The organism is Roseateles sp. (assembly GCF_039595595.1).
GTDB lineage: Bacteria > Pseudomonadota > Gammaproteobacteria > Burkholderiales > Burkholderiaceae_C > Roseateles.
On the sequence record NZ_JBCNLG010000018.1, the window covers coordinates 21,090 to 46,223 of the forward strand.

At 71.6% G+C, this 25,134-nt stretch carries 29 protein-coding genes; 3 read left to right on the top strand and 26 right to left on the bottom strand.

Annotation, left to right across the window (positions count from 1 at the left end; all coding sequences use genetic code 11):
• Positions 1–13 precede the first annotated feature (13 nt).
• The 13 genes from sctL to ABDW61_RS19100 all read right to left on the bottom strand — a co-directional run bounded on the left by sctL (position 14) and on the right by ABDW61_RS19100 (position 10,080).
• Entirely contained in the window at positions 14–868 is an 855-nt protein-coding gene (gene sctL / locus ABDW61_RS19040; protein WP_343640917.1) for a type III secretion system stator protein SctL, read from the bottom strand.
• The gene (locus ABDW61_RS19045; RefSeq protein ID WP_343640919.1) at positions 865–1,545 is read right to left on the bottom strand and encodes a type III secretion protein HrpB4; all 681 of its coding nucleotides are present in this window, start codon (positions 1,543–1,545) and stop codon (positions 865–867) included. Before ABDW61_RS19045 ends, sctL begins: the two co-directional genes overlap by 4 nt.
• An 8-nt stretch (positions 1,546–1,553) precedes the next feature.
• A complete protein-coding gene (sctJ, locus tag ABDW61_RS19050; RefSeq protein ID WP_343640921.1) occupies positions 1,554–2,405 on the bottom strand; it encodes a type III secretion inner membrane ring lipoprotein SctJ in 852 nt (283 codons plus the stop codon).
• 56 nt (positions 2,406–2,461) lie between these two features.
• Positions 2,462–2,857: a hypothetical protein gene (locus ABDW61_RS19055; RefSeq protein ID WP_343640923.1), complete on the bottom strand. Its 396-nt coding sequence runs from the start codon at positions 2,855–2,857 to the stop codon at positions 2,462–2,464.
• Positions 2,858–2,895: 38 nt separating this feature from the next.
• Positions 2,896–3,366 carry an HrpB1 family type III secretion system apparatus protein gene (locus tag ABDW61_RS19060; protein WP_343640924.1) on the bottom strand — a complete coding sequence of 157 codons (471 nt, stop codon included), beginning with the start codon at positions 3,364–3,366 and terminating at the stop codon, positions 2,896–2,898.
• Positions 3,367–3,487: 121 nt separating this feature from the next.
• Positions 3,488–4,246, bottom strand: coding sequence for a hypothetical protein (locus ABDW61_RS19065; RefSeq protein WP_343640925.1), 759 nt, complete (start codon positions 4,244–4,246; stop codon positions 3,488–3,490).
• 39 nt (positions 4,247–4,285) lie between these two features.
• Positions 4,286–5,644, bottom strand: a complete 1,359-nt coding sequence (locus ABDW61_RS19070) for an HrpF/NolX family T3SS translocon protein (protein ID WP_343640926.1) — start codon at positions 5,642–5,644, stop codon at positions 4,286–4,288.
• A 77-nt stretch (positions 5,645–5,721) separates the two neighbouring features.
• Positions 5,722–5,997, bottom strand: a complete 276-nt coding sequence (locus ABDW61_RS19075) for a hypothetical protein (protein WP_343640927.1) — start codon at positions 5,995–5,997, stop codon at positions 5,722–5,724.
• 97 nt (positions 5,998–6,094) lie between these two features.
• Positions 6,095–6,517, bottom strand: a complete 423-nt coding sequence (locus ABDW61_RS19080) for a hypothetical protein (RefSeq protein ID WP_343640928.1) — start codon at positions 6,515–6,517, stop codon at positions 6,095–6,097.
• Between the two features lie 16 nt (positions 6,518–6,533).
• Complete coding sequence (locus ABDW61_RS19085; protein WP_343640929.1) at positions 6,534–6,794, bottom strand: hypothetical protein; 261 nt, start codon at positions 6,792–6,794, stop codon at positions 6,534–6,536.
• 52 nt (positions 6,795–6,846) lie between these two features.
• Positions 6,847–7,905 carry an HrpD5 family protein gene (hrpD5, locus tag ABDW61_RS19090; protein ID WP_343640930.1) on the bottom strand — a complete coding sequence of 353 codons (1,059 nt, stop codon included), beginning with the start codon at positions 7,903–7,905 and terminating at the stop codon, positions 6,847–6,849.
• 40 nt (positions 7,906–7,945) lie between these two features.
• Positions 7,946–9,850 (bottom strand): type III secretion system outer membrane ring subunit SctC, encoded by a 1,905-nt coding sequence (sctC, locus tag ABDW61_RS19095; RefSeq protein ID WP_343640931.1) that lies wholly within the window; start codon positions 9,848–9,850, stop codon positions 7,946–7,948.
• The gene (locus ABDW61_RS19100) at positions 9,850–10,080 is read right to left on the bottom strand and encodes a hypothetical protein (protein WP_343640933.1); all 231 of its coding nucleotides are present in this window, start codon (positions 10,078–10,080) and stop codon (positions 9,850–9,852) included. The genes sctC and ABDW61_RS19100 overlap by 1 nt, the downstream gene beginning before the upstream one ends.
• Positions 10,081–10,368: 288 nt before the next feature.
• Between ABDW61_RS19100 and ABDW61_RS19105 the strand changes: the two genes are divergently transcribed.
• Together ABDW61_RS19105 and ABDW61_RS19110 are read left to right on the top strand one after the other, a co-directional pair.
• Positions 10,369–10,794 carry a hypothetical protein gene (locus ABDW61_RS19105; RefSeq protein WP_343640935.1) on the top strand — a complete coding sequence of 142 codons (426 nt, stop codon included), beginning with the start codon at positions 10,369–10,371 and terminating at the stop codon, positions 10,792–10,794.
• Complete coding sequence (locus ABDW61_RS19110; RefSeq protein ID WP_343640936.1) at positions 10,787–11,476, top strand: lytic transglycosylase domain-containing protein; 690 nt, start codon at positions 10,787–10,789, stop codon at positions 11,474–11,476. Before ABDW61_RS19105 ends, ABDW61_RS19110 begins: the two co-directional genes overlap by 8 nt.
• 110 nt (positions 11,477–11,586) lie before the next feature.
• Here the strand turns inward: ABDW61_RS19110 and ABDW61_RS19115 are convergent, their stop codons facing one another.
• From ABDW61_RS19115 to ABDW61_RS19135, 5 genes are all read right to left on the bottom strand, one after another.
• Positions 11,587–13,077: a helix-turn-helix transcriptional regulator gene (locus tag ABDW61_RS19115; RefSeq protein ID WP_343640938.1), complete on the bottom strand. Its 1,491-nt coding sequence runs from the start codon at positions 13,075–13,077 to the stop codon at positions 11,587–11,589.
• Positions 13,078–13,348: 271 nt separating this feature from the next.
• Positions 13,349–13,813, bottom strand: a complete 465-nt coding sequence (locus ABDW61_RS19120; protein ID WP_343640939.1) for a hypothetical protein — start codon at positions 13,811–13,813, stop codon at positions 13,349–13,351.
• A 76-nt stretch (positions 13,814–13,889) separates the two neighbouring features.
• Positions 13,890–14,693 (bottom strand): hypothetical protein, encoded by an 804-nt coding sequence (locus tag ABDW61_RS19125; protein ID WP_343640941.1) that lies wholly within the window; start codon positions 14,691–14,693, stop codon positions 13,890–13,892.
• A 174-nt stretch (positions 14,694–14,867) separates the two neighbouring features.
• Positions 14,868–15,695 carry a type III secretion system export apparatus subunit SctT gene (gene sctT / locus ABDW61_RS19130; protein WP_343640943.1) on the bottom strand — a complete coding sequence of 276 codons (828 nt, stop codon included), beginning with the start codon at positions 15,693–15,695 and terminating at the stop codon, positions 14,868–14,870.
• A 1-nt stretch (position 15,696) separates the two neighbouring features.
• A complete protein-coding gene (locus ABDW61_RS19135) occupies positions 15,697–16,209 on the bottom strand; it encodes a hypothetical protein (protein ID WP_343640945.1) in 513 nt (170 codons plus the stop codon).
• A 513-nt stretch (positions 16,210–16,722) separates the two neighbouring features.
• Here ABDW61_RS19135 and ABDW61_RS19140 point away from each other — a divergent pair.
• A complete protein-coding gene (locus ABDW61_RS19140) occupies positions 16,723–17,523 on the top strand; it encodes a response regulator transcription factor (protein WP_343640947.1) in 801 nt (266 codons plus the stop codon).
• Positions 17,524–17,551: 28 nt separating this feature from the next.
• On the opposite strand, the gene ABDW61_RS19145 is transcribed toward ABDW61_RS19140, so the two are convergent.
• The 8 genes from ABDW61_RS19145 to sctU form a co-directional block, all read right to left on the bottom strand.
• Positions 17,552–18,007 carry a CesT family type III secretion system chaperone gene (locus ABDW61_RS19145; RefSeq protein WP_343640948.1) on the bottom strand — a complete coding sequence of 152 codons (456 nt, stop codon included), beginning with the start codon at positions 18,005–18,007 and terminating at the stop codon, positions 17,552–17,554.
• The gene (locus ABDW61_RS19150; RefSeq protein WP_343640949.1) at positions 18,004–18,948 is read right to left on the bottom strand and encodes a hypothetical protein; all 945 of its coding nucleotides are present in this window, start codon (positions 18,946–18,948) and stop codon (positions 18,004–18,006) included. The genes ABDW61_RS19145 and ABDW61_RS19150 overlap by 4 nt, the downstream gene beginning before the upstream one ends.
• Positions 18,945–19,205 (bottom strand): type III secretion system export apparatus subunit SctS, encoded by a 261-nt coding sequence (gene sctS, locus ABDW61_RS19155; RefSeq protein ID WP_343640950.1) that lies wholly within the window; start codon positions 19,203–19,205, stop codon positions 18,945–18,947. The genes ABDW61_RS19150 and sctS overlap by 4 nt, the downstream gene beginning before the upstream one ends.
• 68 nt (positions 19,206–19,273) lie before the next feature.
• Positions 19,274–19,936 carry a type III secretion system export apparatus subunit SctR gene (gene sctR / locus ABDW61_RS19160; protein WP_343640952.1) on the bottom strand — a complete coding sequence of 221 codons (663 nt, stop codon included), beginning with the start codon at positions 19,934–19,936 and terminating at the stop codon, positions 19,274–19,276.
• Complete coding sequence (sctQ, locus tag ABDW61_RS19165) at positions 19,933–21,045, bottom strand: type III secretion system cytoplasmic ring protein SctQ (protein ID WP_343640954.1); 1,113 nt, start codon at positions 21,043–21,045, stop codon at positions 19,933–19,935. The genes sctR and sctQ overlap by 4 nt, the downstream gene beginning before the upstream one ends.
• The gene (locus ABDW61_RS19170; RefSeq protein WP_343640956.1) at positions 21,042–21,722 is read right to left on the bottom strand and encodes a type III secretion HpaP family protein; all 681 of its coding nucleotides are present in this window, start codon (positions 21,720–21,722) and stop codon (positions 21,042–21,044) included. The genes sctQ and ABDW61_RS19170 overlap by 4 nt, the downstream gene beginning before the upstream one ends.
• A gap of 21 nt (positions 21,723–21,743) precedes the next feature.
• The gene (gene sctV, locus ABDW61_RS19175; RefSeq protein WP_343640958.1) at positions 21,744–23,798 is read right to left on the bottom strand and encodes a type III secretion system export apparatus subunit SctV; all 2,055 of its coding nucleotides are present in this window, start codon (positions 23,796–23,798) and stop codon (positions 21,744–21,746) included.
• A gap of 24 nt (positions 23,799–23,822) precedes the next feature.
• Complete coding sequence (sctU, locus tag ABDW61_RS19180; protein ID WP_343640959.1) at positions 23,823–24,953, bottom strand: type III secretion system export apparatus subunit SctU; 1,131 nt, start codon at positions 24,951–24,953, stop codon at positions 23,823–23,825.
• Positions 24,954–25,134: the final 181 nt, after the last annotated feature.

Here is a 25,134-nt window from a genome sequence, read left to right on the forward strand (position 1 = left end):
CGGCGCTCCTGATTCAGTGCTCGACGAGTTCGTCGTCGTGAAGCGTTTCCTCTGCGGCCTCAGCCCCGGCCTCGGCGTCATCGACGCCATAACCATGTTGATCGCCATGAGCGCCATGAGTCTCATGAGCGCCTTCATCGCCCTCGCCGGCGTCGGTCAGCGGCAGGCTGGTCGCCAGCGCCTTGCGCACTGCGCGGTCCATCGCTGCGCGCAGCCCGTCGAGCTGGGTCTGCAGGCTGGCGTCGAGGATGCCGACCTCGGATTCGAAGACACAGCTGCCGGCGCGCAGCGCCGGGTCGACGCTGACCTCGATGTGCAGGCCATGCGTCTGCAACGCCTTCAACGAGTCCAGCGCCGCGCGCGCATGGGCGTGGTCATCGGCGCTGACGCGCAGGGCCAGCGTGCTCGCGCCGCGCGCGAAACTGCGCACGCTGCGCAGCGCGCGCTGGTACAGCGCCGCGCGTTCCTCCGTGTGGACGATGCGCTCCACCGCGCCGGTGACGATGGTCGCCAGCTTCTCGTGCATGCCGCGCAGCACCTGCGCGTTGTCGATCGCCTGCACCGTCTGGCGCTCGTGCCATTCCAGCGCGGCCTGGCGCCGGCCGGCCTCGCAGGCCTCGACGCGCAGCCGCTCGGCCTCGGCGCGGGCCTGGGCCAGCAGACGGTCCGCCTCCTCGCGCGCATCGGTCATCAGCTTCGAGGCCTCTTCGCGCGCCTGCGCCAGCACCGCGTCGCGCTGCTCGTCCATCGCGCGGCGCAGCGCGTCGAGTTCCGCGGCGCCGTCGAGTTCAGCGGCGCGCAGGATGCCGTCCTCGGCCCCCAGTCCGCCCAGGCGGTCCGTGCCGCCGCCATGCAGCCAGATCATCATGTCGGTTCCTTCGCGAAGAGCGCGTCCAGGCGGGTCAGGCCCTCGAGCGCGCAGGCGTGTCGCACCGGCACCTGATGCCGGCCGCCGGGCACCGGCCAGCGCGCCGGCAGCGCGAGCCGCACCAGGCGGCGCAGACCGCGATGCGGCCACGCGCCCGCGAGCGCCAGATCGGCGTAGCCGACGCAGGCCCATTGGATCGGCGACCAGGCCGCCACCTGCGCCGGCACCACCGCGCCCTGGCGCGCGGATTCGCGCAAGGCCGCCATCGCGGGGCCCAGCGCGCCTTCGAGCGCCTGACGCGCGCGGATCTCGACGCAGCAGCGCAGCACGCCGGGCCGGCCCGCCAGCGCCACCGCGCACAGGCGCGACAGCAGCCCCAGCCGCCCATGCAGCGCCAGGCGCCCGCCTGGCGTCGCGAGCAGGCGCGGGTCGGGCAAGGGCCCGCACCAGCGGCGGTACAGCGTGAGCATCAGCCGGCGCCGCGACGGGCCGTCCGGCACCTGATCGAGCGCCGGCCGCAGCGCGTTCAGCGCCGCCCACCCGTCGTCCATGTCGTCGGGCAGGCGATCGAGGCGGCGCTGGAACACGAGCGCGAGCCGGGCCAGTTCGCCGGGGTTCGCGGCCGTGGCGGCCGAGGCCGCCGTCATGGCCGGAGCAGGCGTCAGTGTGGCGTTCATCGCGAGCCTCAGGTCGCGGCGGCCTGCGCCGCGCCGGCCGCGGGGGTGCCGGCGCCAGGGGCCGGGGGTGCCGCCACCGGCGCGGCCGCCGCGGTCTCGATCGCGCCCGGCCGCAGCCGGCGCGCCAGCGGCTCGGGCAGCCACTCCGGCTTCTTCCACGCGACCCCGGCAGCGCCGCCCAGGCCGAGCAGCGCCAGCGCCGCCGCGATCCAGATGCCAAAGCCGCCGGGCGCGGGCGGGGGCGGCGGGGCGATCATCGCGCCGGCCACCAGCGTCACCGAGACGTTGTCGTAGGACAGACCCTCGACGCTGCGCGCGACCATGTTCTTGATCGCCGGCGTGAGCGCCGTGAGGTTGGCCTGCGGCCGGTACTTCACGAACACCGACGCGCTGGAGGGCTTGGCCTCCTGGGCCATCGGATCGTTGTTGGGCAGCACGATGTGCACGCGCGCGGTCACCACGCCGTCGATCTGGCTCAGCGTCTCGGACAGCTCCTGAGAGACGCCGTGGATGAATCGCACGCGCTCTTCCGTCGGCGACGAGATCAGCCCCTCCTTCTTGAACATGTCGCCCAGGCTGACGTGCTTGTCCTGCGGCAGGCCCTGCGCGCGCAGCACCGCCAGCGCGCGCACCACGTCGGCCTCGTCGACCTTGACGCTCCAGGTCTTGCCGCCATCGGGCGTCTGCTTGCCGGCGGCGATGCCGCTCTCCAGCAGCGCCGACACCATGTGGTTGGCGTCAGCCTCGGACTGCTTGGTGTAGAGGTCGGTGTCGCAGGCGGCGAGGCACAGCGCCAGCGCGGTGCCGAGCAGCAGGCGCAGCCAGGGCCGGGCGGCGCGGTCGTTGAAGGGGGAAGGCATGTCGGAACTCCCTGGGTCCGTTCGTCGCGGCCGGACTGCGCCGGCCCCGCGACGCGTCACTGGTTCTTCATCAGCGTCTGCAGGCCGCTCTTGCTGCTCTGCGCGACGTACACGCCGGCGTTGAACTGCACCTGCACCATCGCCAGCTGATAGCTGAGCGAGATGTGGCGCGAGGCCAGCTCGCCCGGATTCAGCGCCGGCGCCTGCTGCGAGAACGCGCGCACGCTGTCGAAGGTCTGCCGCAGCACGCCTTCCTGCGCCTCGATGAAGTGCGAGACCGGCGAGCGCTCGCCGACCTCGGTGCCGTGCGGCGCGGGCGCGGCGGGATGCTCCAGCATCAGGCGCTGGAAGCGGTCGGACAGGCCGCCGAGCGCATCCGGCGCGGCGGCGGCGCGATCCAGGACCTGCGTCGGGGCGGCGCCGGACACGGCGCCGATGGCGGGGACAGTCATGCGGTTCTCCTGCGGGGTGGCTTCGGGCGCGCGCCGCTTCAGGCGCGCAGCAGCGGCGCGTGCGGCAGCGAGCGCGGGTCGTAGTCGGCGAAGCTGGTGGCGGCCGAGGCGTCGGGCTCGGGCTCGCCGACGTTGACGTCCTTGCCCAGCAGCAGCCGCACCAGGCTGCGCGCCTCCTGCGTGGAGTCGCCCTCGATGACCTCGTGGGCGCTGACGCTCCAGGCCGGATCGCCGACGGCGAACTGGCAGAAGGCCATCAGCGCGCGGCCCAGGCTCCAGTTCCGCGTGTTGGCGTCGAGGTTGTTGAGCGTGCGGATCGCGTCGTGCCAATGGCCGCGGCTGATCGCGATCCAGGCCTCGAAGGTGTCGAGCTCGGTCAGGTGGGGGCGCAGCTGGCGCACCGCCACCAGCACCGTCTCGGCATCCTCGGTGCGCTTGTGCGTGATGCCGAGGCTGACGACCTCGATGAGGGCGCGGACGAAGGGTTTGCGGTGAAAGGTCGGATCCATCTGTGTGCTCCTGGGGAAGTGCCTGTCCTGAACGGACGCGTGTCCGCTCGGGACAGGCACGTCGCGTGCGAGGACGCGGCGTGCCTGGCGAGGGCCCCGCAGGGCCCCCGCGCGCGGGACATCAGAACAACATGCCGGTGGTGCGGCCGTTGAAGATGTTGAACAGGTTCACGCCTTGGGTGAGCTCTTTCTGCGACAGGTTGGGGCCGCCGTAGGTCTGGGCCCAGTTCAGCGCATCGGCCTGCGTGAACGGCTGGTTCAGGCTGGTGAACGGCTGCTGCGCGAACGAGGCGTTGTACGGCGAGGCCACGCCGCCGGCATACGGCTGCTGGAACGCGGTGAACGGCTGCTGCGCGTACGACTGCGTGTAGGGCGAGGCGTACGGCGAGGCCGCGAACGGCTGCTGGCCGGCGGGGAGGCCGCCGCCCAGGCCACCGAGGCCACCGAGGCCGCCGCCGAGACCACCGCCCAGGCCGCCGCCCAGCTGGCTGGCCACCGAGTTGGCCAGCGGGTTGGCCGCGCCCAGGCCGCCCAGGCCGCCACCGCCCAGCGCCTGCAGCAGCGGGGTCAGCGCCTGCAGCAGCTGGACCACGCTCTGCAGGATGCCCTGCAGGCCCTGGCCGGCGCCTTGCGGGCCGCCGAGGCCGGGTGCGCCCAGGCCGGGAGCGCCCAGGCCCGGAGCGCCAAGACCCGGGGCGCCCGCGCCGGGCAGGCCGCCGAACTGGCTCTGCTGCGCCTGCAGCAGGTTCTGCAGCAGGCCGGTGCTGAACTGCATCAGCGTGGAGGCGATGTCCATCGTGCTGGACAGGGCCGAGCCCAGCGGCGATTGAGGCGCCGCGTACGACGAGACCGAGGAGGTCGGAGGGATCGAGAAGCTCATGGTGTGAGTCCTTTCAAGCGGGTTGTGCGAGCGTTCCGATCAGTACAGGCGGACCGAGGTCGGCATGTTCTGGAAGGTCGTGGAGACGTTGTCCTTGAACGACTGCGGCACTTGCGGCACGTTGTCATTCAGGCCGCGCAGCAGCAGGCCGGCGAGCGAATCGGCGCGCACGTTTCCGAAGATCTCGCCCTTCAGGCCGCTCGGGCCCGGGTTGGCGTCGGCACCCTTGAGCACGTCGCGCAGGTCGTCGGCGCTGATCAGGCCGTCGCCGCGCTGGTCGCCGCGATGCTTCTGGCGGATCTGGAACGCGTTGTCGAGCTTGGTGAACAGCTCGGGCTGGCTGAGGATCAGCTTGGCGGCGTCCTTCATGTCCTGCGGCGCGGCGGTGCCGTCGGGCATCTTGCCGCTCTTCACGATGGCTTCCAGCTCGGGCTTGCTGACCATCTTGTCGCCCGAGGCGAAGAAGCTGTTGCCGTACTTGGCCAGCGTCTGCAGCGCTTCCTTCTCGCCGACGCTGAAGCTGACCGTCTGCATCGCGGCGGTGGTGTCGCCCTTGCCGATCTTGCCGTCGGCGTGGCCCTTGAAGCCCTGCGCCTTGGAGTCGGCGGTCTCCAGCGCCTTGAAGTCGTCCGGATGGTCGAGCATGTACTTGGCGGCGGCGCGCAGCTCCGGCGTGTAGTTCGCCGACACCTGGAAGCGCTGCATCTCGCCGTTGGCGATCGCCTTCAGGTCATCCTTGGTGATGAACTTGTCCTTGCCGCTGGTGAGCTGGTCGAAGTTGCGGGCGATCTCGCGGGTCGCGCGGTCCTTGTCCATCTGCACGTTGCCGGCGGCGTCGAACTTGAGCTCGCCGGTCGGCGCGATCTGCGTCGGCACGTTGGGCGCGGCGCCGAAGGCGTTGGTCTGCGGCGCGTTCGGGAAGTTGCCGTTGGGCAGCGGCGCGCCGTTGGCCACGCCGCCGTTGGGCAGTGCCGCGCCAGGCAGCGCGCCGCCGCCCAGCATCTGCAGCAGCTGCTGCACCGCGCCGAACGGGTTCTGCAGCATCGGGTTGGCCAGCATCGGGTTGACGCCCGCGCCGAACGCGGGGTTCATGCCCAGCTGCGGCAGGAAGGGCTGCTGCAGGCCAGGCATGGGCTGCTGCGCGAAGGGATGACCGCCGAAGGCATTGGCCGGCAGGTTCGGCAGCATCGGCGTGCGTTGCAGACCCGCCATCAGCAGCGGCGAGATGGCGTTCAGCACGTCGCCGATCGAGCTCAGGACGTTGCCCAGCCGGCTCGGGTCCAGCGACAGGGGCACGGCGCCCAGCGGGCTGGACACGGCGGAGGAGGAGGTGCTGTCCAGGCCCAGCCGCATGTTGTAGCTGTTGACCTGGGATTGCTGCAGGGAATTGACGCTCATGAAGATCTCCCGTGGGAATGAGGAATGAATCGAGAACGGATTCGGATGGATGAGAGGGGGGTGGGACGTGGCGCTGCTTACGCGAGACCCTTGATCGCTTCGCCGATGGCCTTGAAGAGCTTGGCCAGCGCTTCATTCATCTTCACGACCATCTGGATGATCCCCATCTGCGTCTGGAACTGCATCTGCATCGCAGCCGTCTGCTGGATCTGGTCCATCATGGCCGAGCCGTCGGTGCCGGCGGCCTGGGTGCCCTGCGCGCTCAGCCCGGCGGCGCCGGACTGGAACATGTTCATGGTGTTGCCCATGCTCGCGCCGGTGCTGCCGCTGCTGCTGGTGCTGGGAATTGACATCGTCTGCTCCTGAGGGAATGCGGAAGGTCCGCGTTGGGTTGCGCCGCGGGATGCGGCTTGCTCGAAAAGGGGAGCCGGGACTGCGCCCCCGGGGGGATCAGTGGCTGGTCCGCAGACCGGCCAGGTAGGCGAGGACGCCGTTGGCGGCCTCGCGGGCCTGCTGGTCGGTGCTGGTGGCCAGCACGTTGTTCAACCAGTGCTTCCACTCCGGGTCGCCGCTGAGCATCATCGAGACGCCCAGGGCCACCTTGGAGTTGTCGTCGTCGGGCTGCTGCTCGATGCGGCGGCCCAGCGAAGTCTTGGCATAGGAGGCGTCGCCCCCCATCGCCACCGCGATGGCGCGGTGCATGACGTACATGGTCGGGTCCTCGAGGGTCATCTCGACGGCCTGGTGGACGATGGCCGCGTCCTCGCTGGCGCGATAGATCGCGCCGAGCAGGCCGATGGCCATGAGGTTGCGGTAGACCTCGGGGTACTGCGCGCCCGGCGCGGCGCCGTTGCTGGCGTGGATGTCGTGCATGAAGGGCCTCCGCGGGTCAGACGGCGAGCGACGCGTTGTGCAGCGTCTCCCAGATGTGGCGCACGATGCGCTGCGCGGCGTGGAAGGCCTCGATCAGCTGCGAGATCAGCTGGCGCTCGGCGGCGGCGGCGGTCTGCAGCAGGCCTTCGCTGCTCTTGGCCACGTCGGCGAAGTAGGACAGCATGGCGCGCGCGCGGTCACCGGTGGTGTCCTCGGTCAGCGACTTCTCCAGGTTGGCCAGGTCGCCGAAGACGGTTTGCTCGAGTTGCTCGTTCATGGTCGAAGTTGCTCCGTGAAAAAGATGGGGTCGGGTGAAAGTCCGGGTGGGGTCAACGGGCCGGCGGCGTCGGCGGATCGCTCAGTTCGCCGATGGACTCCGGGGTCAGGGAGAGGTGCTTGGCGCCATCGCGCGTCTGCACGTACTGCAGGCCGTCGGTGGCGAGCATGGCTCCCACCGGCACGGCGTCGGGGACCGGCGCGGGAGCGACGGCCACCTCGATGCCGCGCACCAGCGGCGCCAGGTCGGCGGCCACGCGCGTCGAGGCATCGCGCACCCGGTCGGGATAGGCCGCGCGGCCGCCGACGACGAACACGCCGTGGTCGCGGTAGCGCACCACCAGGCCGGGCGTGTCCAGCGCATCGGAGATGCTCTGGGCGATGTCGGCGGCCGAGGCGTACTGGTGCTCGATGCGCTCGGCCGGGAAGCGGTCCAGCACCTGGCGCAGCGCCTGCGCGGCGGCGGCGTCGGGCAGCAGGCCTTCGACGATCACGCGCTCGCCGGCGGCGCGCACGGTGATCTCCGGGATCGCGGCGCTGGAGACCGCCCGGTACACCTGGCCGACCAGCGGCTCGGGCTTGACCGCGGCGCGCGCCGCCTGCGCATGCCGCGAGATCACCGTGACCAGCAGGCCGCCGAGCGTGAGCGCCGCCACCAGGCCCCAGGCCAGCATGCGGCGGCTGCCCGTCGCGGCGGCCTCGATCACGGGCGCGGCCGCCTCGGCCACCGCGCGCGCCGGACGCATCAGCCGTTCCATCAGCTCGATGTCCGAGGGCCAGGCCGCGTCCGCGGGACCCACGCAGAGCACCACGTCGCCGAAGCGGCGCGGCTCGAAGTCGGCCATCGGCGCGCTCGCGCCGGCGGCTTCGTCCACGGCGGCGCCGGACGCTGCGTTCAGCGTGGCGCTGGGCGCGGCGTTCAGCGAGCCGTTCAGCGGGGAGGCGAGGGCGAGCACTTGACCGTTCTCCGTCAGTTCGAGGACCAGGGGTTCCGCGTGCCAGTCGACGAGCTGGATGTCGGCCTGCTCGTCCGCGGCGATGCGGTATGTCGATGCACTCAACGGTAGGTGGACCCCCGCATGCACGCCGGTCAGGACACGAAGCTGTTTCATGGATTGCGAACGCCTGCGCGTGGGTTGCGGACGGGGCGCTTCAACGCGCCAGCGGCGCGGCCGGCGCGCCCGGATCCAGTTCGCCGGCGGGGGGCTGCGGCAGGGCGGCCGCGGCGCTGCCGCCAACGAGCTTGGGCGTGATCAGGAACAGGCGCTCGGTGCGCGTGGCGCGGCTGCCGCTCCACCGGAACAGGCCGCCGACCAGCGGCACGTCCTTGAGCAGCGGCACGCCGGACTGCTGGTCGGTGCTGGCCTCGACCATCAGGCCGCCGATGAGCAGGCTCTCGCCCTCGCGCACATGGGCCTCGGTGCGGATCTCGGTCTTCTTGAGCACGGGCACCTGGTCGACCGAACTGGCCTCGAAGTTGCCGTCCTCGATGTAGAGCGAGAGCTTGATCTGGTTGACGCCGCCCGCGGACACCACCTGCGGCGTGACCTGGAGCAGGGTGCCCGCCTCGATCTGGTAGAGCTTCGCATCGAGGTTGCCGGCCACGCGCACCGTGGCCACGCGTTTCTCCTTCATCACCGCGGGCCGGTTGGCGACGCCAAGGACCGAGGGCTTGGAGACCACGCGGGCCTTGCCTTCGCCCTGCATCGCGTTGATGCGCAGCATCAGCTGCCGGCCGGCATCCGCGACCAGCGTGCCGATCGTGTAGGTGCCGTTGCCCAGCAGTCCCTGTCCGCCGCCGGTCTGCGGCGGCCCGCCGCCGGGCGAGGTCACCGACAGCTGGCCGCGGTTGCCCTGCACCGACCAGTCGATGCCCAGCGAGCGGGCGTTGTCCTCGCTGACGTCGATGATCATGGCCTGCAGCTCGACCAGCACCGGGCGCTGGTCCAGGCGCTGGATCAGCGCCTCGTACTCGCGCATGCGATAGGCGCGGCCCTGCACGATGACGGCGTTGGTGCCCTCGTCGGCCTCGAAGCGGGGCTGGTCCTCCTCGAAGTTCACCGGGCTGCGCAGCATGCGGCCGCTCTGTCCGGGCTTCTCGGCCGGCGGTCCGCCGGCCCCTTGCGTCGCCGAGGGCAGGTCCGGCACCAGTTTGCCGGCGCCGTACATCGACTGCATGGCCTTGATCTTCTGGTCGACCGGATTGGACGGCTGGCCCGTCACGGTGTCGGGCTGCATGCTCTGCGCCGCGTAGAGATTGCGCAGGATGGTGGCAACGCCGGGCACGTTGCTCTCGCCGAGCAGGCGGTCGTTGGCGGACGCGAAGCGCAGCGGGAACACGCGCACGACGCGCTCGTTGCCTTCGGCCGCGCCCAGGTCCAGCGAGTCCAGCGCCTGCGCGATGAGCTCGACATGGCGCGGCGGCCCGTAGGCCAACAGCGTGCGCTGCGCGTCGTTGAAGCGCAGCGGATAGCGCTTGTCGCCCAGGTTCAGCGAGTTCAGCAGCTCGGTGACCTCGCGCCGGCTGTAGCCCTTGAGCCGGAACATGCGGCTCTGGACCGCGCGGGCCGGATAGAAGTACAGCGCGGTGCCGTCGTCGTACCAGATCAGGCCATAGGCCTTGGCGATGGCGCTCAGGAAGACCTGCGGCGAGCTGTCGAAGCTGGCGTTGACCACGCCGTCCACGCCGTCGCCGACCACCGCCGGCACGCCCTGGCTGGCGGCGAAGTCCTGCAGCACGTCGGACAGGCGGCGGCTTTCGGCGCGATAGACGAAGCGGCGCTCCAGACGGCGATCGCTGCCGGCCGCGCGGGGGCGAGCCTTGGCGGCGGATGTCGCCGTGGATGCCGCCGCGGAGGAGGTCGCGGACGTGACCGCCGGAGCGGGCGCCATCGCGGATGCGGCGGACGTGGCGGATGCCGCGGGCGCGTTGGACGCGGCCGGTGCCGCGCCGCGCGCGTCCTGCGCCAGCAGTGTCGCGGGCGCGCTGCCCGAGCCCGCGACGGCGATCGCCACGCAGGCCGCGAGCGCGCGGCGCTGGAAGTGGGGCGCCCGCATCACAGCGGCTCCGCGTCGGGGTCGTCCTCGTCGGGCTCTTCTTCCTCGAAGAACTTGCCCAGCGCATCTTTCATCATGCCCTGGCCGCCCTGGAAGATGCCGGCCACCACCTGCTGGAAGGCCTTGGACTGGGTGATGTCGCCGCCGCCGTCATCGCTCGACGGCACGGGCGTGCTGCCGGGCGTCGAGGGGCTGGGACCGCCCACTCCATTGACACCATTCACCGACATGGTCAGCTCCTTCTTGTTGACGATCGGGAGGCTAGGGCGCGGCCCCGCGGTGAGGACCTGGTGACACGAAGCGGCGTGCGTCACGGCGAACGCGCGGACGTGGCCGGAGCGGGACGCTCCTCATGGACAGCGGCGCGCGCGCCGCCCGGCGCCGCCGCGTTCGCATCGGCGCACCGGTGTTCGCACGGCCGGGCCGCCGCCCGGGCCCGCTGCCGACACTGCCGGCGGGACCGGAGCGCGCCTCGCGCGGGAGTCCCTCATCCCACGTTCCTCAACCAGGAGTCCCTCATGCTGACTGCCCCCACGCTGGCCGCCGCCGGTTACCACGACCTCTTCGCCTCGCTGCAGACGGTGCAAGCCACCGTTCAGACGCAGGTCGAGCGCTTCCAGCGCCTGATGCTGGAGATCAAGCGCGTCAGCGCGCTGCGCCAGGACGACGACAGCCTGCGCAGCGCGGGCGAGATCGCGCTGAAGCTGCATCGCGTGCACACGCTGCTGTTCGGCGGCGCGCTGATGGCGCAGCCGGCGGCCTCGGCCGCGGCGGACGCGGAGGATGGCGCGGACGGTGGCGCAGACGATGGCGCGATCGACCTCGACGGGGCGATGGCCGAGTTCTCGTCGCTGCTGAGCCGCACGCAGCTTGCGTCGACCGAGGCGGAACTGCTCCTGGCGCAGGCCGGCGAAGAGCTGGCGGCGCTGCGCGGCGATGCCTGAAGGGCGCGCGGCGCTGCCGATCGTGCCGATCGTGCTGATGGCGCTGTGGGCGGGTTGCGCCGAGGCCGGCGTGCGCTATCGCTGCGAGATGCTCGACGGCAGCGAGCGGATCGCGCTGGAGGATCTGTCGGTGCGCTTCAGCGCGGCGGTGCGCCGCTGCGCGGCCTTCGAGGCCGCGGAGCTGCCCGCCCGCATCGACAGCGAGCCGGCCAGCCTGGCGTTCGCGCGGCCGCGGCCCTCGCCGATGCCCTGGCGGCCGGGATCGAACCGGCCGCCGCTGGCGCTGGGCGCGCCGCATCTGCAGCTGATGGTGCAGCAGGCCAGCCGCAAGCATGGGCTGGATCCGCGGCTGGTGGGCGCGCTGGTGCATGTCGAGTCGGCCTACCAGACGCAGGCGCGCTCGCCCAAGGGCGCGCTCGGCCTGATGCAGATCATGCCGGCCACCGGCGCGCGCTACGGCGTCGGCTCCACGCGCGAGCTGCTCGATCCCGCCACCAACATCGATGTCGGCGCGCGTTACCTGCGCGACCTCAACGAGATGTTCGACGGCCGCGTCGACCTGGTGCTCGCCGCCTACAACGCCGGCGAGGGCGCGGTGAAGCGCTACGGCAACCGCATCCCGCCGTATCGCGAGACGCAGGACTACGTGCGCCGGATCCTCAAGCTTTACGACGGCGAATGACATCAGGCGCCTGGCCGGAAATCCGGCGAGGCGCCTGTCCGATGCGGCCCGGACCCGGGCCGATGCGGGAAGCAAGGCGCGCCCGATGCGCGCTCTGTGTCCCCGGGTGATCAGGCGTCGGAGCGCGCCTGCAGGATGTCGCCTTCCGCGCCGCCGCGCAGCGTCTGGGTCGGCGTCTCGTCGAAGCGGCTGCGGTAGTTGTGCACCAGCGTCGAGCGGTTCTTCACGCCCCAGCGCGAGGCGATCTCGAGCACGCCGGCCTCGCCGCCATGCGCCTGCAGCTCGCCGTGGATGCGCTCGACGCGGCGGGTGCGGATCATCTCCGCCGGCGTGACGCCCAGGTGGGTGCGGAAGGCCAGCTGCAGCGCGCGCTCGGTGACGCCGACATGCGCGGCGACCTGACGCACCGACAGATGCTCGTCGGTCAGGTGATCCATCATGAACTGGTAGGCGCGGCGATAGCGCAGCGGCAACCGCAGCTTGGCGGAGTCGCCGGCGTCCGCGGCGCTGGCCTTGGCCTGCTGCACGAAGCCCGGCGCGCGCGCCGCGGACGCGTAGGTGCGCAGCGACTGCACCGCGTGCTGCGTGTGCATCCGGTACAGCCGCAGGGCGTCCAGATGGCGGCCCTGCTGCTGGTGCAGCTTGGCCTGGCAGTACTGCAGCTCCAGCGCATGGCGGCTGCGGTGCATCTGCTGTTCGTTGAAGGTCAGCGGCGCGAGGAGTTCCGACGCGGCATGCGAGGCCCCGCGCCCCATCAGCATCAGCGCGCCCTCGATGCGGGCCTGGGTCTCGAACTCGCTCATGCGGCGCTCGCGCAGCCAGCTCAGGTGCTGCGCGACCTGGGCCGCGGCGGCCGGGCCGGTGCAGTCCGCGGCCAGCATTCGGCGCAGATGGTCCATGCGCGCGGCCACCAGCGGCGACCAGCTCCGGACCGCCTCCGCGGCCGCGCCGAGCTGCTGGCGCATCAGCGTGTTGTCCGGCGCGTCGCAGGCGCCTTCGCGGTAGACCGATCCCAGCGCGTGGTCATTGAGCGCGTCGCCGCCGCGCTCGCGGTGCAGCGTCGCGAGCTCCAGCGCCATGCAGTCGACGAGCTGCGCGAAGCGCGGATCGCCGAGCGCGGCCGCCAGGTTGCGCGCCGCGTCCAGCGAGCGCATCGCGCCGCCGCAGTCGCCGGCGCTCAGCATCGCCTGCGCGACGCCGGCCATCGCCTCGACGCGGGCCGCGACCGGCGCGCGCACGTCGTCCCCCACCTGGCCCAGGCACTCGATCGCGCGGCCGGGCTTGTTCAGGTGCAGCAGCATCGCGCCCTGGTCCATCGCGCCATACCAGCGCACCATGTGGCGCGACATGGCCTCGTAATGGCGCAGTTGGCGCTGGAACAACTCCTCGGCCTCCTCTTCGCGGCCGCAGGCCAGCAGCGCGCGGCCCAGCAACTGGCCCAGCGCGGAACGCTGCGGCGCGGTGTCGGGTGTGCGCTGCAGGCGCTCGAAATGGTCGCCGCCCATGCGCAGCGCCGCGGGCAACTGGCCCTCCAGCGTCAGGCGTGCCAGGTCGGCATGCAGGGGCGTGGCGCGCAGCGCGGTCAAAGCAAGCAGAAGCATGAAATCTCCAACGAGTCGTGAACGGAATGCGCTCATGCTAGGAGCGAGCCCCTTCGCGATGGATCACAAGGCCTCGGCGAAATCCTCACGAATCCTCTGTTCGTTTCCCACTGGTTTCACGACGTTGCCGTCTCATTCGTGAACGGACGCAACAGCGCTTGCGGGCCGGCGGCGCGCGTGCAAATGCGGCGAGGCCCGCGCGTCTTCCGACGGGCGGGCCTCTGGGGGGAGATGGCGCGGCGCAGGCCGCGAAGAATGAGGAACGCCAGGTTCAGCTGGCCGCCTGAGCGATCTTTGTGCCGATGTCCTTGATCGCCTTGGCCTGCGCTTCGACGAAGCCCTTGATCATCTGCAGTTGCGCCATGTCCATCTGGAACTTCATGTTGATCTCGTTGATCTCCCGGAGGTTGTCCATCGAGGTCTTGGCATCCGCCTTGGCCTGCGTCGTGGACTCCTTGCCACCGCTGGCCAGGATGCCGTTGGGGTTGGGCGGATCGTTCGGCGGGACCGGATGATTGGGACCGGGACCCCCGGGGCCCCCGGGACCTCCGGGCCCGCCCGGGAGCGCGGATCGCGGCGGCATGCCGGCGTCGGCGGATACGCGTGTGGACAGCCCTTCCGGTGCCGCCGGCGTCTGGGGCGGGGTCTGGAAGTCGGAGGGCTTGACGGGCTTGGGCAGGAAGTCCGAAGGACGGACCAGTGCGGGAGTACTGCCGGGAATGTTGTTCACGGACATGAAGGGCTCCTGGTGACGACTGCGCGGCAGTCGGTTGGGGGAAGGGCGCGTCCTCACCGGGCGCGCGGTCGGGGGATCAATCCTTGGGCAGCGGCAGCGCGCCGGTCTTCCAGCGCGCCGCGAAGGCGGCCGCGACGGCGCTCGTGGCGCTGACGGCGCCGGTGAACAGCGCGCGGGCCACGAGCTTGGGACCGACATCGCGGGCGAGCTGCTCCGCGGTGCCGCTCAGCGCGAAGTCCGGCTCCTGCAGCACCTGGCGGGCGACACGGCGAGCGGCGTCGAGCAGGGCGCGCGCCGCCAGGGCCACTTCGGCCTCCGAGGCCTCGGGGCCCAGCGCGCAGCGGTGATGCATCGTGACGGCGCGGAACTGCGGCGATTCGAGCAGCGCCACGACGCCGTGCACCGTCTCGCCGGTGATGCGCGCCTGGCCAGGGACGAAGCAGCGGGAGGTATCGATCACCAGCCGCTGCGCGAGCAGGTCGACATACAGCGGATGCTTGTCAGGATCGCCGATCACGCGCGGCGCGGCCGCGGCGAGACGGCGGTAGCTCACGGCGTCCACGTAGGCCTGGTCGAGACCGCCCGCGAGGAAGCGCACGGCCTCGGGCCGCAGCAGACCTTCCTGGCCGAGCAGCAGCTGGGCCAGCCGCAACTGCAGGCCCTCGATGCTGAAGCAGCGCATGGTCAGCAGCGCGTCGCCGCCGTCCGGCATCGCGTGGGCGGATTTCCACACAGTGCCGACGTCGGCGTCGAACAGCCCCGTGCCGGGGGCGGCCGGCCCGTCGCGCCGCGCGGGCGGCAACGGCGGGTCCAGCATGATGTGCGGCGTCAGCGGCAGCGTGCCGCGCCGCGCGGTCGATGATGATGAAGCCAGGGTCATGACAAGTCCTCCTTCCAGGGACAGCTTGGGTAGGCACAGCATCCGCGCCGCCGCGGCGCCGGACGCCGCCCGGGCGAAGCGGCGCCGTTGGATACGAAACGAAACGATCCGGCGGAAACGTTCCCAACGGCGGGGCCGCTTCCAGGGGGGGCTCAATGGGGCCTCAATGGGGCCTCAATGGGCCGGCTGGAACCAGGCCGAGAGCTCACGGGCCATCGTGTGCAGCGCCAGCTGCGGCTTGACCTGGTCGAAGAACACCGCCACCAGCAGCACCAGCATCAGCAGCGCGACCGCGCCCTTGATCGGCTGGCTCAGGTTGTTGGGCTCGAGCTTGTCGGCCGTCTTGGAGATCAGGCCGATGCCCAGGTCGATCAGCAGCAGCACCATCACGACCGCGCTGCAGATCTTGATCATGGCCTGCAGGTAGCCGGTGATCTGCGCCTGCAGGAAGCGTTCGAGCAGGTTGGACCAGTCCGGCATCGCGCGCTGGAGCGGCCACCACTGGAAGGACTCGAACAGCAGTCCCACCAGCGCCATCAGCCCGCCCAGCAGGTAGAAGCCGCAGATCGCCAGCTGCGACAGCAGGTTGCCCACCGGCGTGCTCTGTTCGCCGCTGAGCGGATTGGTCTGCTGGACGTTGTTGTAGCCGGCCTGGTTGTCGATCAGCACGCCGATGCCTTCGGCCACCCAGAACACGGTGGAGACCGCGTAGCCCAGCAGCAGCCCGATCAGGCCCTCCTTGGCGATCAGAACGCACAGCGCGAAGGTCGACAGGCCGTCCACCACCTGCAGCGGCTGCCCGCAGGCGATGAAGATGCCGATGGTCAGCGCCAGGCCGTTGCGCACCACGCCCTGCAGCACCTGGTCGTTGGTGACCGGCAGCACCAGCATCGCGACATAGCCGCGCAGGCTGCACAGCGCCAGCAGCGTCAGCAGACTCTTGATCGATTCGCCGAGGTGGATCAGCGCCTGGGTGCCGCCGAGCGGATCCGGGGCCGCCATCTCAGGCCGCCTCCGGCTGGCGGTCCGGCCGCGCGGCCAGCAGGCGGGCGACCGAGGCCTCCTCGGCCTCCTCGTCCTGCTGGTCGTCCTGCTCCGCCTGCTGCGCCCGGAGCGTGCTCTCCAGCCGCTGCCGGCAACCGTCGAGCTGCTGCTCCCCGCGCCGGCGCGCGTGCTGGGCGGACAGCACCGCCTGGCGTGCGGTCTCGGCCTGGCGCTCGCCGTCCTGCACCCGCTTGGCCGCGGCGAGCGTGGTCCGCGCCGCGTCCTCGAGCAGGTGCTGCAGCGTCACCAGGTCGCTGGGACGGAAGCCCTGCGCCGAGCCGGCCAGCGCGTCCAGCTTGGACCGCTGCGCGTTTTCGCGCTCGCGGCAGCCGTCGGCCTCGGCCATCAGCGCCTCCAGTTGCTGTTGCTGCTGGCGCACCTGGGCGCGGGCGGCGTCGAGCGCCGCGTCCAGCTGCTCCAGCCGGCGCTCCTTCAGCCGGACGAGGGTGCGCCATCCGCGCGTGCTGCTCATGGATCAAGGCCTCCGGGGGCAAGAAAGGGAAGGGGGCGGGCGGTGCGCCGCCGCGACGGCCGCCAGGGCAGCCGCCGGGCGAGCTTGCGCCGCGGTCCGGCCCGGCGGGACGAGCGGCGCGAAGGCCTGCGCGCGGTGGCGAAGCGCCGCCGGATGGTCGCGACTGGCATCTTTGCGGTAGATACCAATCCCGCTCCTGGCGACGAAGTCTTGACCCCAAACTATTGATGGGATGAAAGTGAATCTCCAATGAGCAGGATGGGAACGTTACATGGCGTTCGTCCAGCCGGTGGGTGATAGCCCCAAGTTGTGCTTCTTGTCACAAGAATGGCCATCGAGACGCAACTGAACGTGAGCCAAACTGGAACCCTGATAGATCAGCGAATGAACTATTTCGCTAATGGCGACGGCTTCGGGATGGGCCGTCAATACCGGAATGGGCAACCGTTCCAAGCCGTCACGCCGGAGTGCAATGGAAGACACATTCCACCGGCGTGGCACAGGAGAATTTCAGTGAAGCTCGTTGGACTGTTCATCAACAAGGCCAGGCAGGCCGCCCTCGTTCGCGACCTGAGGGCGCATGGCGTGGAGTTGCGGCCGTTGTCTTCGGCCGCGGCGGTGGTGCATGCGCTCAAGCGGGGGGAAGCGCAGGCGGTGCTGCTCGAGGATGCCGATGCCAGCCTCATCGACTGGCTCGCGATGCTGCAGCTGCGCCTGGGCGGCGTCGCGCCGATTCTGGTCGTCAGCGGGGACAACGCTGTCGGCATGGTCGACGCGCTGGCGCACGGCGCGACCGACTACGCCGATTACGAGGACTCGGTCGAGCCGCTGCTCACGCGCCTGCAGGCGCGCGTCGGCCGGCCGCGGCAACTGCGGCGCATGGGGCTGGAGGTCGGGCCGTACTCGCTGGACGCGTCGGCCTCGGCGGTGCGGCGCGACGACCGGGAGATCAGCCTGACCGCGCGCGAGTTCGCGCTGGCGTGGGAGCTGTTCTCCAACGCCGGGCGCGTGGTCAGCGCCTCCAGCCTGACCGCGCGGGTCTGGGGAGGGTGCACCGACATCTGCAAGCGCACGCTCGAGCAGCATGTCTACCGGCTGCGGCGCAAGCTGAGCTGTGGCGCGACCGAGTCGGCGGTGCGGATCCAGGCGGTCTACAGCATCGGCTACCGGCTCGACCTGCTGCACGAGCAGCCGCTGGGCTGGGCCATGCCGGACTACGGCCTTGCCGCCAGCGGGCTGCCGCTGCACGCGCAAGGCCGGCCGCAGGAGCAGCCGCCCGGCTACCTGCGCCACCTCTGGCCCGGCGAGTTCTGAGCACGCGCCCGCGCGGGCGCGCGCCGCTTCAGGCGCGGATCCAGAAGTAGTCGCCGGCGCAGATGCCGGCGAACATTTCCTCGGTCGCATTGGCGATGTTGTCGCGCCAGTAGCGGCCGTGCTCGGCGTAGTGGGTCAGGGTCTCGGCCAGCCAGGGCGCGTCGATGCTGTCGCTCAGCGGCACGCGCACGATCAGCACGATGCCGCCGGTGTCGGCGTGCAGGCCGAGTTGCGCCTGGTCCTGCGCGTAGACGCTCAGATTGGCCTCCAGCAGCAGCCGGAACACGCGCAGCGTGCGTCCGGCGGTGACGATGCCGTAATGGAAGTTGAGGTACATCGCGCCGGGATCGTTCGAGAAGTTGGCGAGGTTGACCTCGAACCCCTCGACCTCGATGGTGCCGCGGCGCAGCACGTCCTCCGGATCCGGCAGGTCGATGTGGCGGCACAGGTCGCGCACCAGCGCCTGGAAGCGCTCCTGGCTCATCGCGGCGGCATCCCCGACGCGGCGCAGACCAGCGCGATGCGGTCGCAGGCCTGGACGTTCTGAGCCTCGGTGCGCGGCCGGTCGGCGTTGAGCAACTGCAAGGGGCGCAGCAGGTGGCGGTTCTCGCGCGCCTGCACGGCCGGATCGGCGGGATCGGCCGGGGCGGGGGACGGCGGGCGCGGTTCCGAGCGCTGGTCCAGCAGCGCCTGCTTGACGCGCGCCAGCGTCGCGAGCGGCCCGGGCTCGGCGCGATGCAGCAGATAGGCGCGCACGGCGGCGAGCGCCAGCGCCGTGCCCTGTCCGGCCGCGCCGGCCGCCACGGCCGGGTCGGCATCCAGCGCCAGCAGCGTGCCCACCAGCGCCATCGCGCGGTACTCCGGCGAGGCCGCGGTGATCATGCCGGCCGCGGCCGGTGCGAGCGCCTTCGCGTTGCCGCCGGCCCGGGCCTCGAGCGCCGCGTGCCAGTCCGCCGGGCTGGCGGGCGGCTCGGACCGCGCGCCGATCCGCCAGCGCTGCCGGCCGCGCGCTTCCTCGCGGCGGTGCTCCTGGTCGCGCTCCCCCGGCTCGTCATGGCGGGTCAGCGGCCCGGGCTGGAAGGCGGGCGCGAACAGCGCCTCGGCGGCCGCCGCACCGCCCGGCGAAGGCGGCGGTGCCGTGGCCTGCTCGTCGTGGTCGAGCCCGGACGCGCCAGCGCCGGGCGGCGCGGGGGGACGGCGGCGCGGTGTCGGCGTGCGCCGCGTGGGTGGCGGCGTGGGCGCGCGGACGTTGCGGAACACGTAGCCGCGGAAATGGCCGCGATGGCCCTGGCTGCGCTGCAGCTCGCTCTCGTGCGGGTCCAGGTTGTGCCGGTGCGCCACGGCGGCGCTCCTGGCCTCGGACACGCGCGCCGCGGCGGCGGCGGCTTCTGCAGCCAACTGGCGGCGGATCGATCCGGCGCTCATAGGAACATCGCCGCGAGCAGGTTCTCGGAGAAGCGCAGCAGCGTCGAGCCGGCCCAGGGCGCGCAGATCGCCACCACCACCGTCACCGCCAGCAGCTTGATGCCTTGCGAGATGCTGGAGTCCTGCAGCGAGGTGATCGCCTGCACGAAGGAGATCAGCAGCCCGACGATGGCCGACACCGCCACCGCGGGCAGCGACAGCATCAGGCACATCATGAGGGCTTCGGAGGTGAGGCGGATGATGTTCTCGAAGTGCATGGCGGAGCGGCGGCAGAGAGAGCGGTGGCAGGGCGGGCGATGGCGGAGCGCTGGTGGTCCGCGGCAGGTCAGCGGTAGGTCAGCACCAGCCCGTGGATGAGCTTGGGCCAGCCGTCCAGCACGATGAACAGCAGCAGCTTGAACGGGATGGCGACGTTGGTCGGCGTGACCTGGGACAGGCCCATGGCCAGCAGCACGTTGGCGATCACCAGGTCGATGACGACGAAGGCCAGGTACAGCAGGAAGCCGATGCGGAAGGCCGCCGACAGCTCGGTCAGCAGGAAGGCCGGGGCCAGCACCAGCAGGTCGTCCTTCTTGAGCTGGGAGGCGCGCTCGGCGGGCCAGATCGCGGCGGCGGACTTCAGGAAGAAGGCCTTCTCGGCCGGATCGGCGTGCTTGTCGAGGAAGCGGCGGAAGGGCTCGCGCGCGGCGTCGGCGGCGCCCAGCAGCTGCTGCGCATTCGACTGCGTCTGGGCCGGCGAGGCGCTGCGCATCTGCTCCGAGGCTTCCATCAGCACCGGCGCCATGATGTAGCAGGACACGATCATCGCCACGCCGTTGAGGACCATGTTGGGCGGCACCTGCTGGACACCGATGGCGTTGCGCAGCAGGCCCAGCACGACCGCGATCTTGGTGTACGAGGTCACGACCATGGCCGCGAACGGCAGCACCGCCATCGCGGCCAGCACCAGGAACAGCGAGACCGGATCGGTGCTCGGCAGCGGCATCATGACGGCTGCCCCAGGCCCATCGCGCTCATCGCGCCGGCTGCACCCGAGGCGCCCGTCGCGCCCACCCCCATGCGCTGGATGCGCACGCCGAGCTGGTCGCCGATCGCCACCAGGTGCCCGATGCCCAGCGTCTGGCCATGGCAGACCAGGCGCACCGCGGCTTCGGACAGCGGCATGTCGAGCTCGATCACCGCGCCTTCGCCGAGGCTGGCCAGCTCGCCCAGCGCGATGCGGGCGCTGTCGATCTCGAAGGACACCGGCACTTGCAGATGCTCCAGCCCCTGGACATCGGGCGTGGCGAGCGGCGCGGCCGCCTCGTCGACGAGGCGGGGCGGGGCGGCGAGGTGGGCGCGGGAGGCGTCGAGGTCGAGGTCGGCAGTGGCTTGCATCGTGATTCCCAGTCCGAATTTCAAGGTGACGCGCCAGCGCGGCCCGGCGCGGCGCGCGGCCCCGGCCAGCACGACATCGCCGGCCGCCAGGCCGTGCAGCGCGCGCTGGCCCAGCGGCCGGTCGAAGAGCGCCAGGCGCATCGGCACCCGCAGCGCGGTCAGACGGCCCAGTGGCGAGGCCGCGCCGTCGCGCATCAGCGCGTCGAGGTGATCCGCCAGCGCGCGATCCAGCCGCACCAGCGACAGCTGCGCGCCGCCGACCGTGAGCGCCGGCAGGCCGCCGGCGCTGACGGCGCTCGATGGATAGCGGCGCATCGCGCCCAGGCGCAGCCCGGGCAGCAGCGGCGCGAGCCGCGCAGCCAGCGGCGCCAGCAGCGCATCGGCGACTTCGCGCGCCAGCTCGGCATCGGGCAGCTCGGCCGCCATCGCCAGCGCGGGCCATTGCGCCGGATCCAGCGCCACGTCGGCGCGGCCGGCGGCGCTGCGCAGGTCCAGCGACAGCAGCTCCGTCGGCGGCCGCGCGGCATGGACCTGCGCGGCCACGCCAACGCTTTCGGCGAGCCAGCGCGGGAAGCGGCCATCGAAGCCGACGCGCGCCGCGCGCGCGGCCGCCGGCCGCAGCGCCGGCAGACGGCCGGTCAGGCTCTCCGCGCGTGCCACGGCGCGGCGCCGGGGCGGGGCGGTGTCTGGCGTCGTGGCGGTCAGCAGCTCAGGCGTCATAGGACTTCGATGTCGATGCCGTGGGGCAGTTGGGGCAGGCGCTCAAGCTGCTCGAGCAGCCGGGGGCGGTATTGGCAGACTAGGTGGTGCGACCGCGGTGACTGCGTCGAGAAGCGAAGCGCGAGCCAGTGCTGCGAAAGACTCAGCTGCAGCGTCGTGTCGGGCAGGACGGCCGGATCCATCGGGATCGTGACGGTCCAGTTCACGATGGCCGGATCGGCGCGGGCGCACAGCGTCGCGATGGACGCGGCCATGCGCTGCGGCCAGTCGTCCGCGCCGGCGGCCGGCGCGTCCGGTCCGGTGTCGTCGGGCGGGACGTCGAGCGCCTCGGGCGCCGGTCCGTCGTCGCGCGCGGGCAGCGCGTGGAGGACCGCCGCGGTTCGCGCGGCAGCCGGCGGCGCGATCGGCCGGGCCAGCGTCGAGTGACGGTCGCTGGGGGGCTGGAGCCCGCCGCCTTCGGCGTGCGGTGAGACGGTGTCCCGCGCGGCGGCCGCGCCCGGCGAGGACGGCGAGTCCGGCGCGGCGTCGCCCGCGTCCTGCCGGCGCGTGGCGCCCAGCGTGCGCCTGAAGCGGTCCGCGGATTGCTGCGCCGCCGCCTGCGCGGCCGCGGCCGGGCGCCCCGCGACCTCGGCGGGCTGCAGCAGCCGCAGGGGGCGGCGGGGCTCGGTGCGCGACATGGGGCCCGGCGGTCCGCGCGCTCAGCCGCTCACGCGGCCGATCGGCCGCAGCTCGACGAGGCTGCCCAGTTCCTGGAACGAGTAGACGCGCAGCCAGTCGAGCCGGCCCTCGATCATCTTGCGCACGTAGCGGCGGATGTCCATCGAGGTGACCAGCGCCACGCCCTGCGACGGCGCGCCGGCGAGCTCGGCGATGCGGTCGGTCAGCGCGATCGCGTTCTCGGGCGGCATCGCCAGGTAGTTGCCGGCCGGAGTGGGCTTGATGCACTGGCGGATCGCCTGCTCGATGGCGGGATCCAGCAGCACCGCCGACAGATGACCGTGGCCCGCCGTCGCCTCGAAGGCCAGGTAGCGGCCGAGGTCGCCGCGCACGTACTCGGTCAGCAGCAGCATGTCCTTCTCCTTCGGACCCCAGGCGATGAGGCTCTCGAAGATGGAGCGCACGTTGCGGATCGGCACCTGCTCCTCGAGCAGCCGGCGCAGCACTTCCGCGATGCGCTGCAGCGGCAGCACCTTCTGCACCTCGGCCACCAGGCCCGGGTACTCGGGCGAGACACGGTCGATGACCCACTGCACCTCCTGCACGCCCATGAACAGGTGGGCGTGGCGGCGCAGCACGCCAAAGACCTGCGCCGCGATCACCGACTCCAGGTCCATGCAGGTGGCGCGCTGCGCCTCGGGCACGGCCGCGGGCGGCAGCCAGAGCGACTCGGCCAGATGCAGGATCGGCCCGTGGCGCTGGGCGGAGCCGGCCAGCGGGCTGGCCGGGTCGGTGACCAGCAGCAGCCGGCCGGGCACGGTGTGCTGGCTCGCGGGCACGTCATTGAGCAGCACGTCGAAGCGGTGCCCGGGCAGCTCCGCCGAGACCCACATCGCCGCGCCGGGGAAGGGCAGGCCCAGATGGGCCTGCAGCTTGTGGCGCTCGGACTCCAGCGCCTCGTCCAGGCGGTCGGCCTCGAGCAGCTCGCCCAGCGGGCGCGACATCCGGATCGCCAGCGGCTTGGCGAAGTGCGGCGGCTGCTGCAGGATCGCGGGCGCGTCGCCCTTGCCGCCCTCGCGCTGCAGCGCGCCGATGGGCTTGGACAGCACGGTGGCCTCTTCCTTGCGCTGGCGCTTGCCCAGCCAATGGGCGATGGCCACCAGGCCCAGCGCCAGGCCAAAGAACTGCAGCGCCGGAAAGCCCGGCACCAGCGCGAAGGCCATGGTCAGGCCGCCGGCCAGATAGATGGCGCGCGGATTGCGCGAGAGCTGCGCGCCGATCTCCTGGCCCAGCGAGCGCGGCTTCTTCTCCTGCTCGTCGGCCACGCGGGTGATCAGCACGCCGGCGGCCACGCAGATGAAGAGCGAGGGCACCTGCGACACCATCGCGTCGCCGATGGACAGCACGGCGAAGCGGTTGGACGCATCGCCCGCGGTCATGCCGTGGTACAGCACGCCGACCACGATGCCGGCCAGGATGTTGACCATCGTGATGATCAGGCCGGCGATGGCATCGCCCTTGACGAACTTCATCGCGCCGTCCATGCCGCCGTGCATCTGGCTTTCCATCGCCAGCATGGCGCGCTTGCGCTTGGCTTCCTCGGCGGTGAGGATGCCGGCGCGCAGGTCGGCGTCGATGCTCATCTGCTTGCCGGGCATCGCGTCCAGGGTGAAGCGCGCGCCGACCTCGGCCACGCGCTCCGAGCCCTTGGAGATCACGATGAACTGCACCACCGTGATGATGATGAAGACGACGATGCCCACCACCAGGTTGCCGCCCACGACCAGGTTGCCGAAGCTCTCGATCACGTGGCCGGCGTCGGCGTGCAGCAGGATGGCCTTGGTCGAGGCGATGTTGAGCGACAGCCGGAACAGCGTCGTGAACAGCAGCAGCGACGGGAACGAGGACAGCGACACCGCGTTGGGGATGAACAGGGTCGTCATCAGCAGCAGCACGCTGACGGCGATGTTGATCGCCAGCAGCGTGTCGATCAGCATCGTGGGCAGCGGCAGGATCATCAGCGCCACGATGGCGACGATGAGCGCGGCCATCGTGAGGTCGTTGCCCATGGTGGGGCTGAGGCGCAGGGCGGCCATGGCGGCGGGTCCTTCCGGAAAGGGTCAGGGGGACGGCGGCGGCGCGGCGGGGCGCGGCGGCGCGGTGGAGGAAGCGGCGGGCGCGGACGAAGCGGGGAGGGCCGCCGGCGAGGTCAGCGTGTGCAGGTAGGCGACCCAGCGCAGCACGGCGGCGACGGCCTCGAAGAGTTCCTCGGGGATGGCGTCGTCGACCGGCAGCTTGTGCAGCGCGCGCGCCAGCGGCGGGTTGCCGACGATGGGGACGCCGGATTTCTCGGCGATCGCGCGGATGCGCAGCGCCTCGGCATCCATGCCCTTGGCGACGATGACCGGCAGCGGCGTCTCGCCCGGCTCGTAGCGCAGCGCGACCGCGTAGTGGGTGGGGTTGGTGACGACCACGGTGGAGCCGGGCACGCGCTTTTCGGGCGGCGAGGTGGCCATCTCGTGGGCGAGCTCCTTGCGCTTGCCCTTGAGCTGCGGGTCGCCCTCGCTCTCCTTGTGCTCGCGCTTGATCTCGTCCTTGGACATCTTCTGGTCGCGCTTGAAGAGCCACAGCTGCAGGCCGAAGTCGACCGGGCCGACGACGATGAAGACCAGGCAGCCGGCGGAGATCAGCTTGATCAGCGCCTTCCAGCCGAGCACGCCGACACCGGCCGCGTCGAAGTAGGCCGCGCCGACCAGCAGCGGCACGAGGCCGCGGATCATGACCCAGAGCACCGCGCCCAGCGCGATGGCCTTGGCCACCATCTTCAGGAAGTCGACGATCGAGCGGACGGAGAAGAGCTTCTTGACGCCCTCGGCGGGGTTGAGCTTGTCGAACTGGAGGTTGAGCGGCTCGAACGACAGGTTGAAGCCGACCTGCGCGAAGGACGCGATCAGGCCCAGCGCCACCGATACGGCGACGAAGGGCAGGGTGGCGAGGAAGCCAGCGCGGGCGATGTCCACGGTCAGCGCGAGCAGTTCCTCGTTGCTCTTGGCGGCGACGCCCTCGCGCAGCGCGCGGACGATGAGGCCGCTGAGCTGGTCCAGCGTCGACTCGGCCATCACGATCAGGACGATGAGCAGGCCCACCAGGCCCAGCGCCGCGTTGACGTCCTGGCTCTTGGGGCTCTGGCCCTTCTTGCGGGCATCGTCGAGTTTCTTCTTTGTCGGCTCTTCGGTCTTTTCGCCGGACATGGTGGACGGGCCTCGGAGGCTGGAGCAGCGGGGGCGCTGCGACAGGAGTCAATCTATGAGCCCAAGCCATCGCGGGCAGGCGGCGGGGCGAAGCGCTGCGATGCGTTGCGAAGCTTGCGGCAGCCTTCTTTCACCCTCTCCCGCGAAGCGGGAGAGGGGTGAGGGCCGGTGGCGGTGGCAG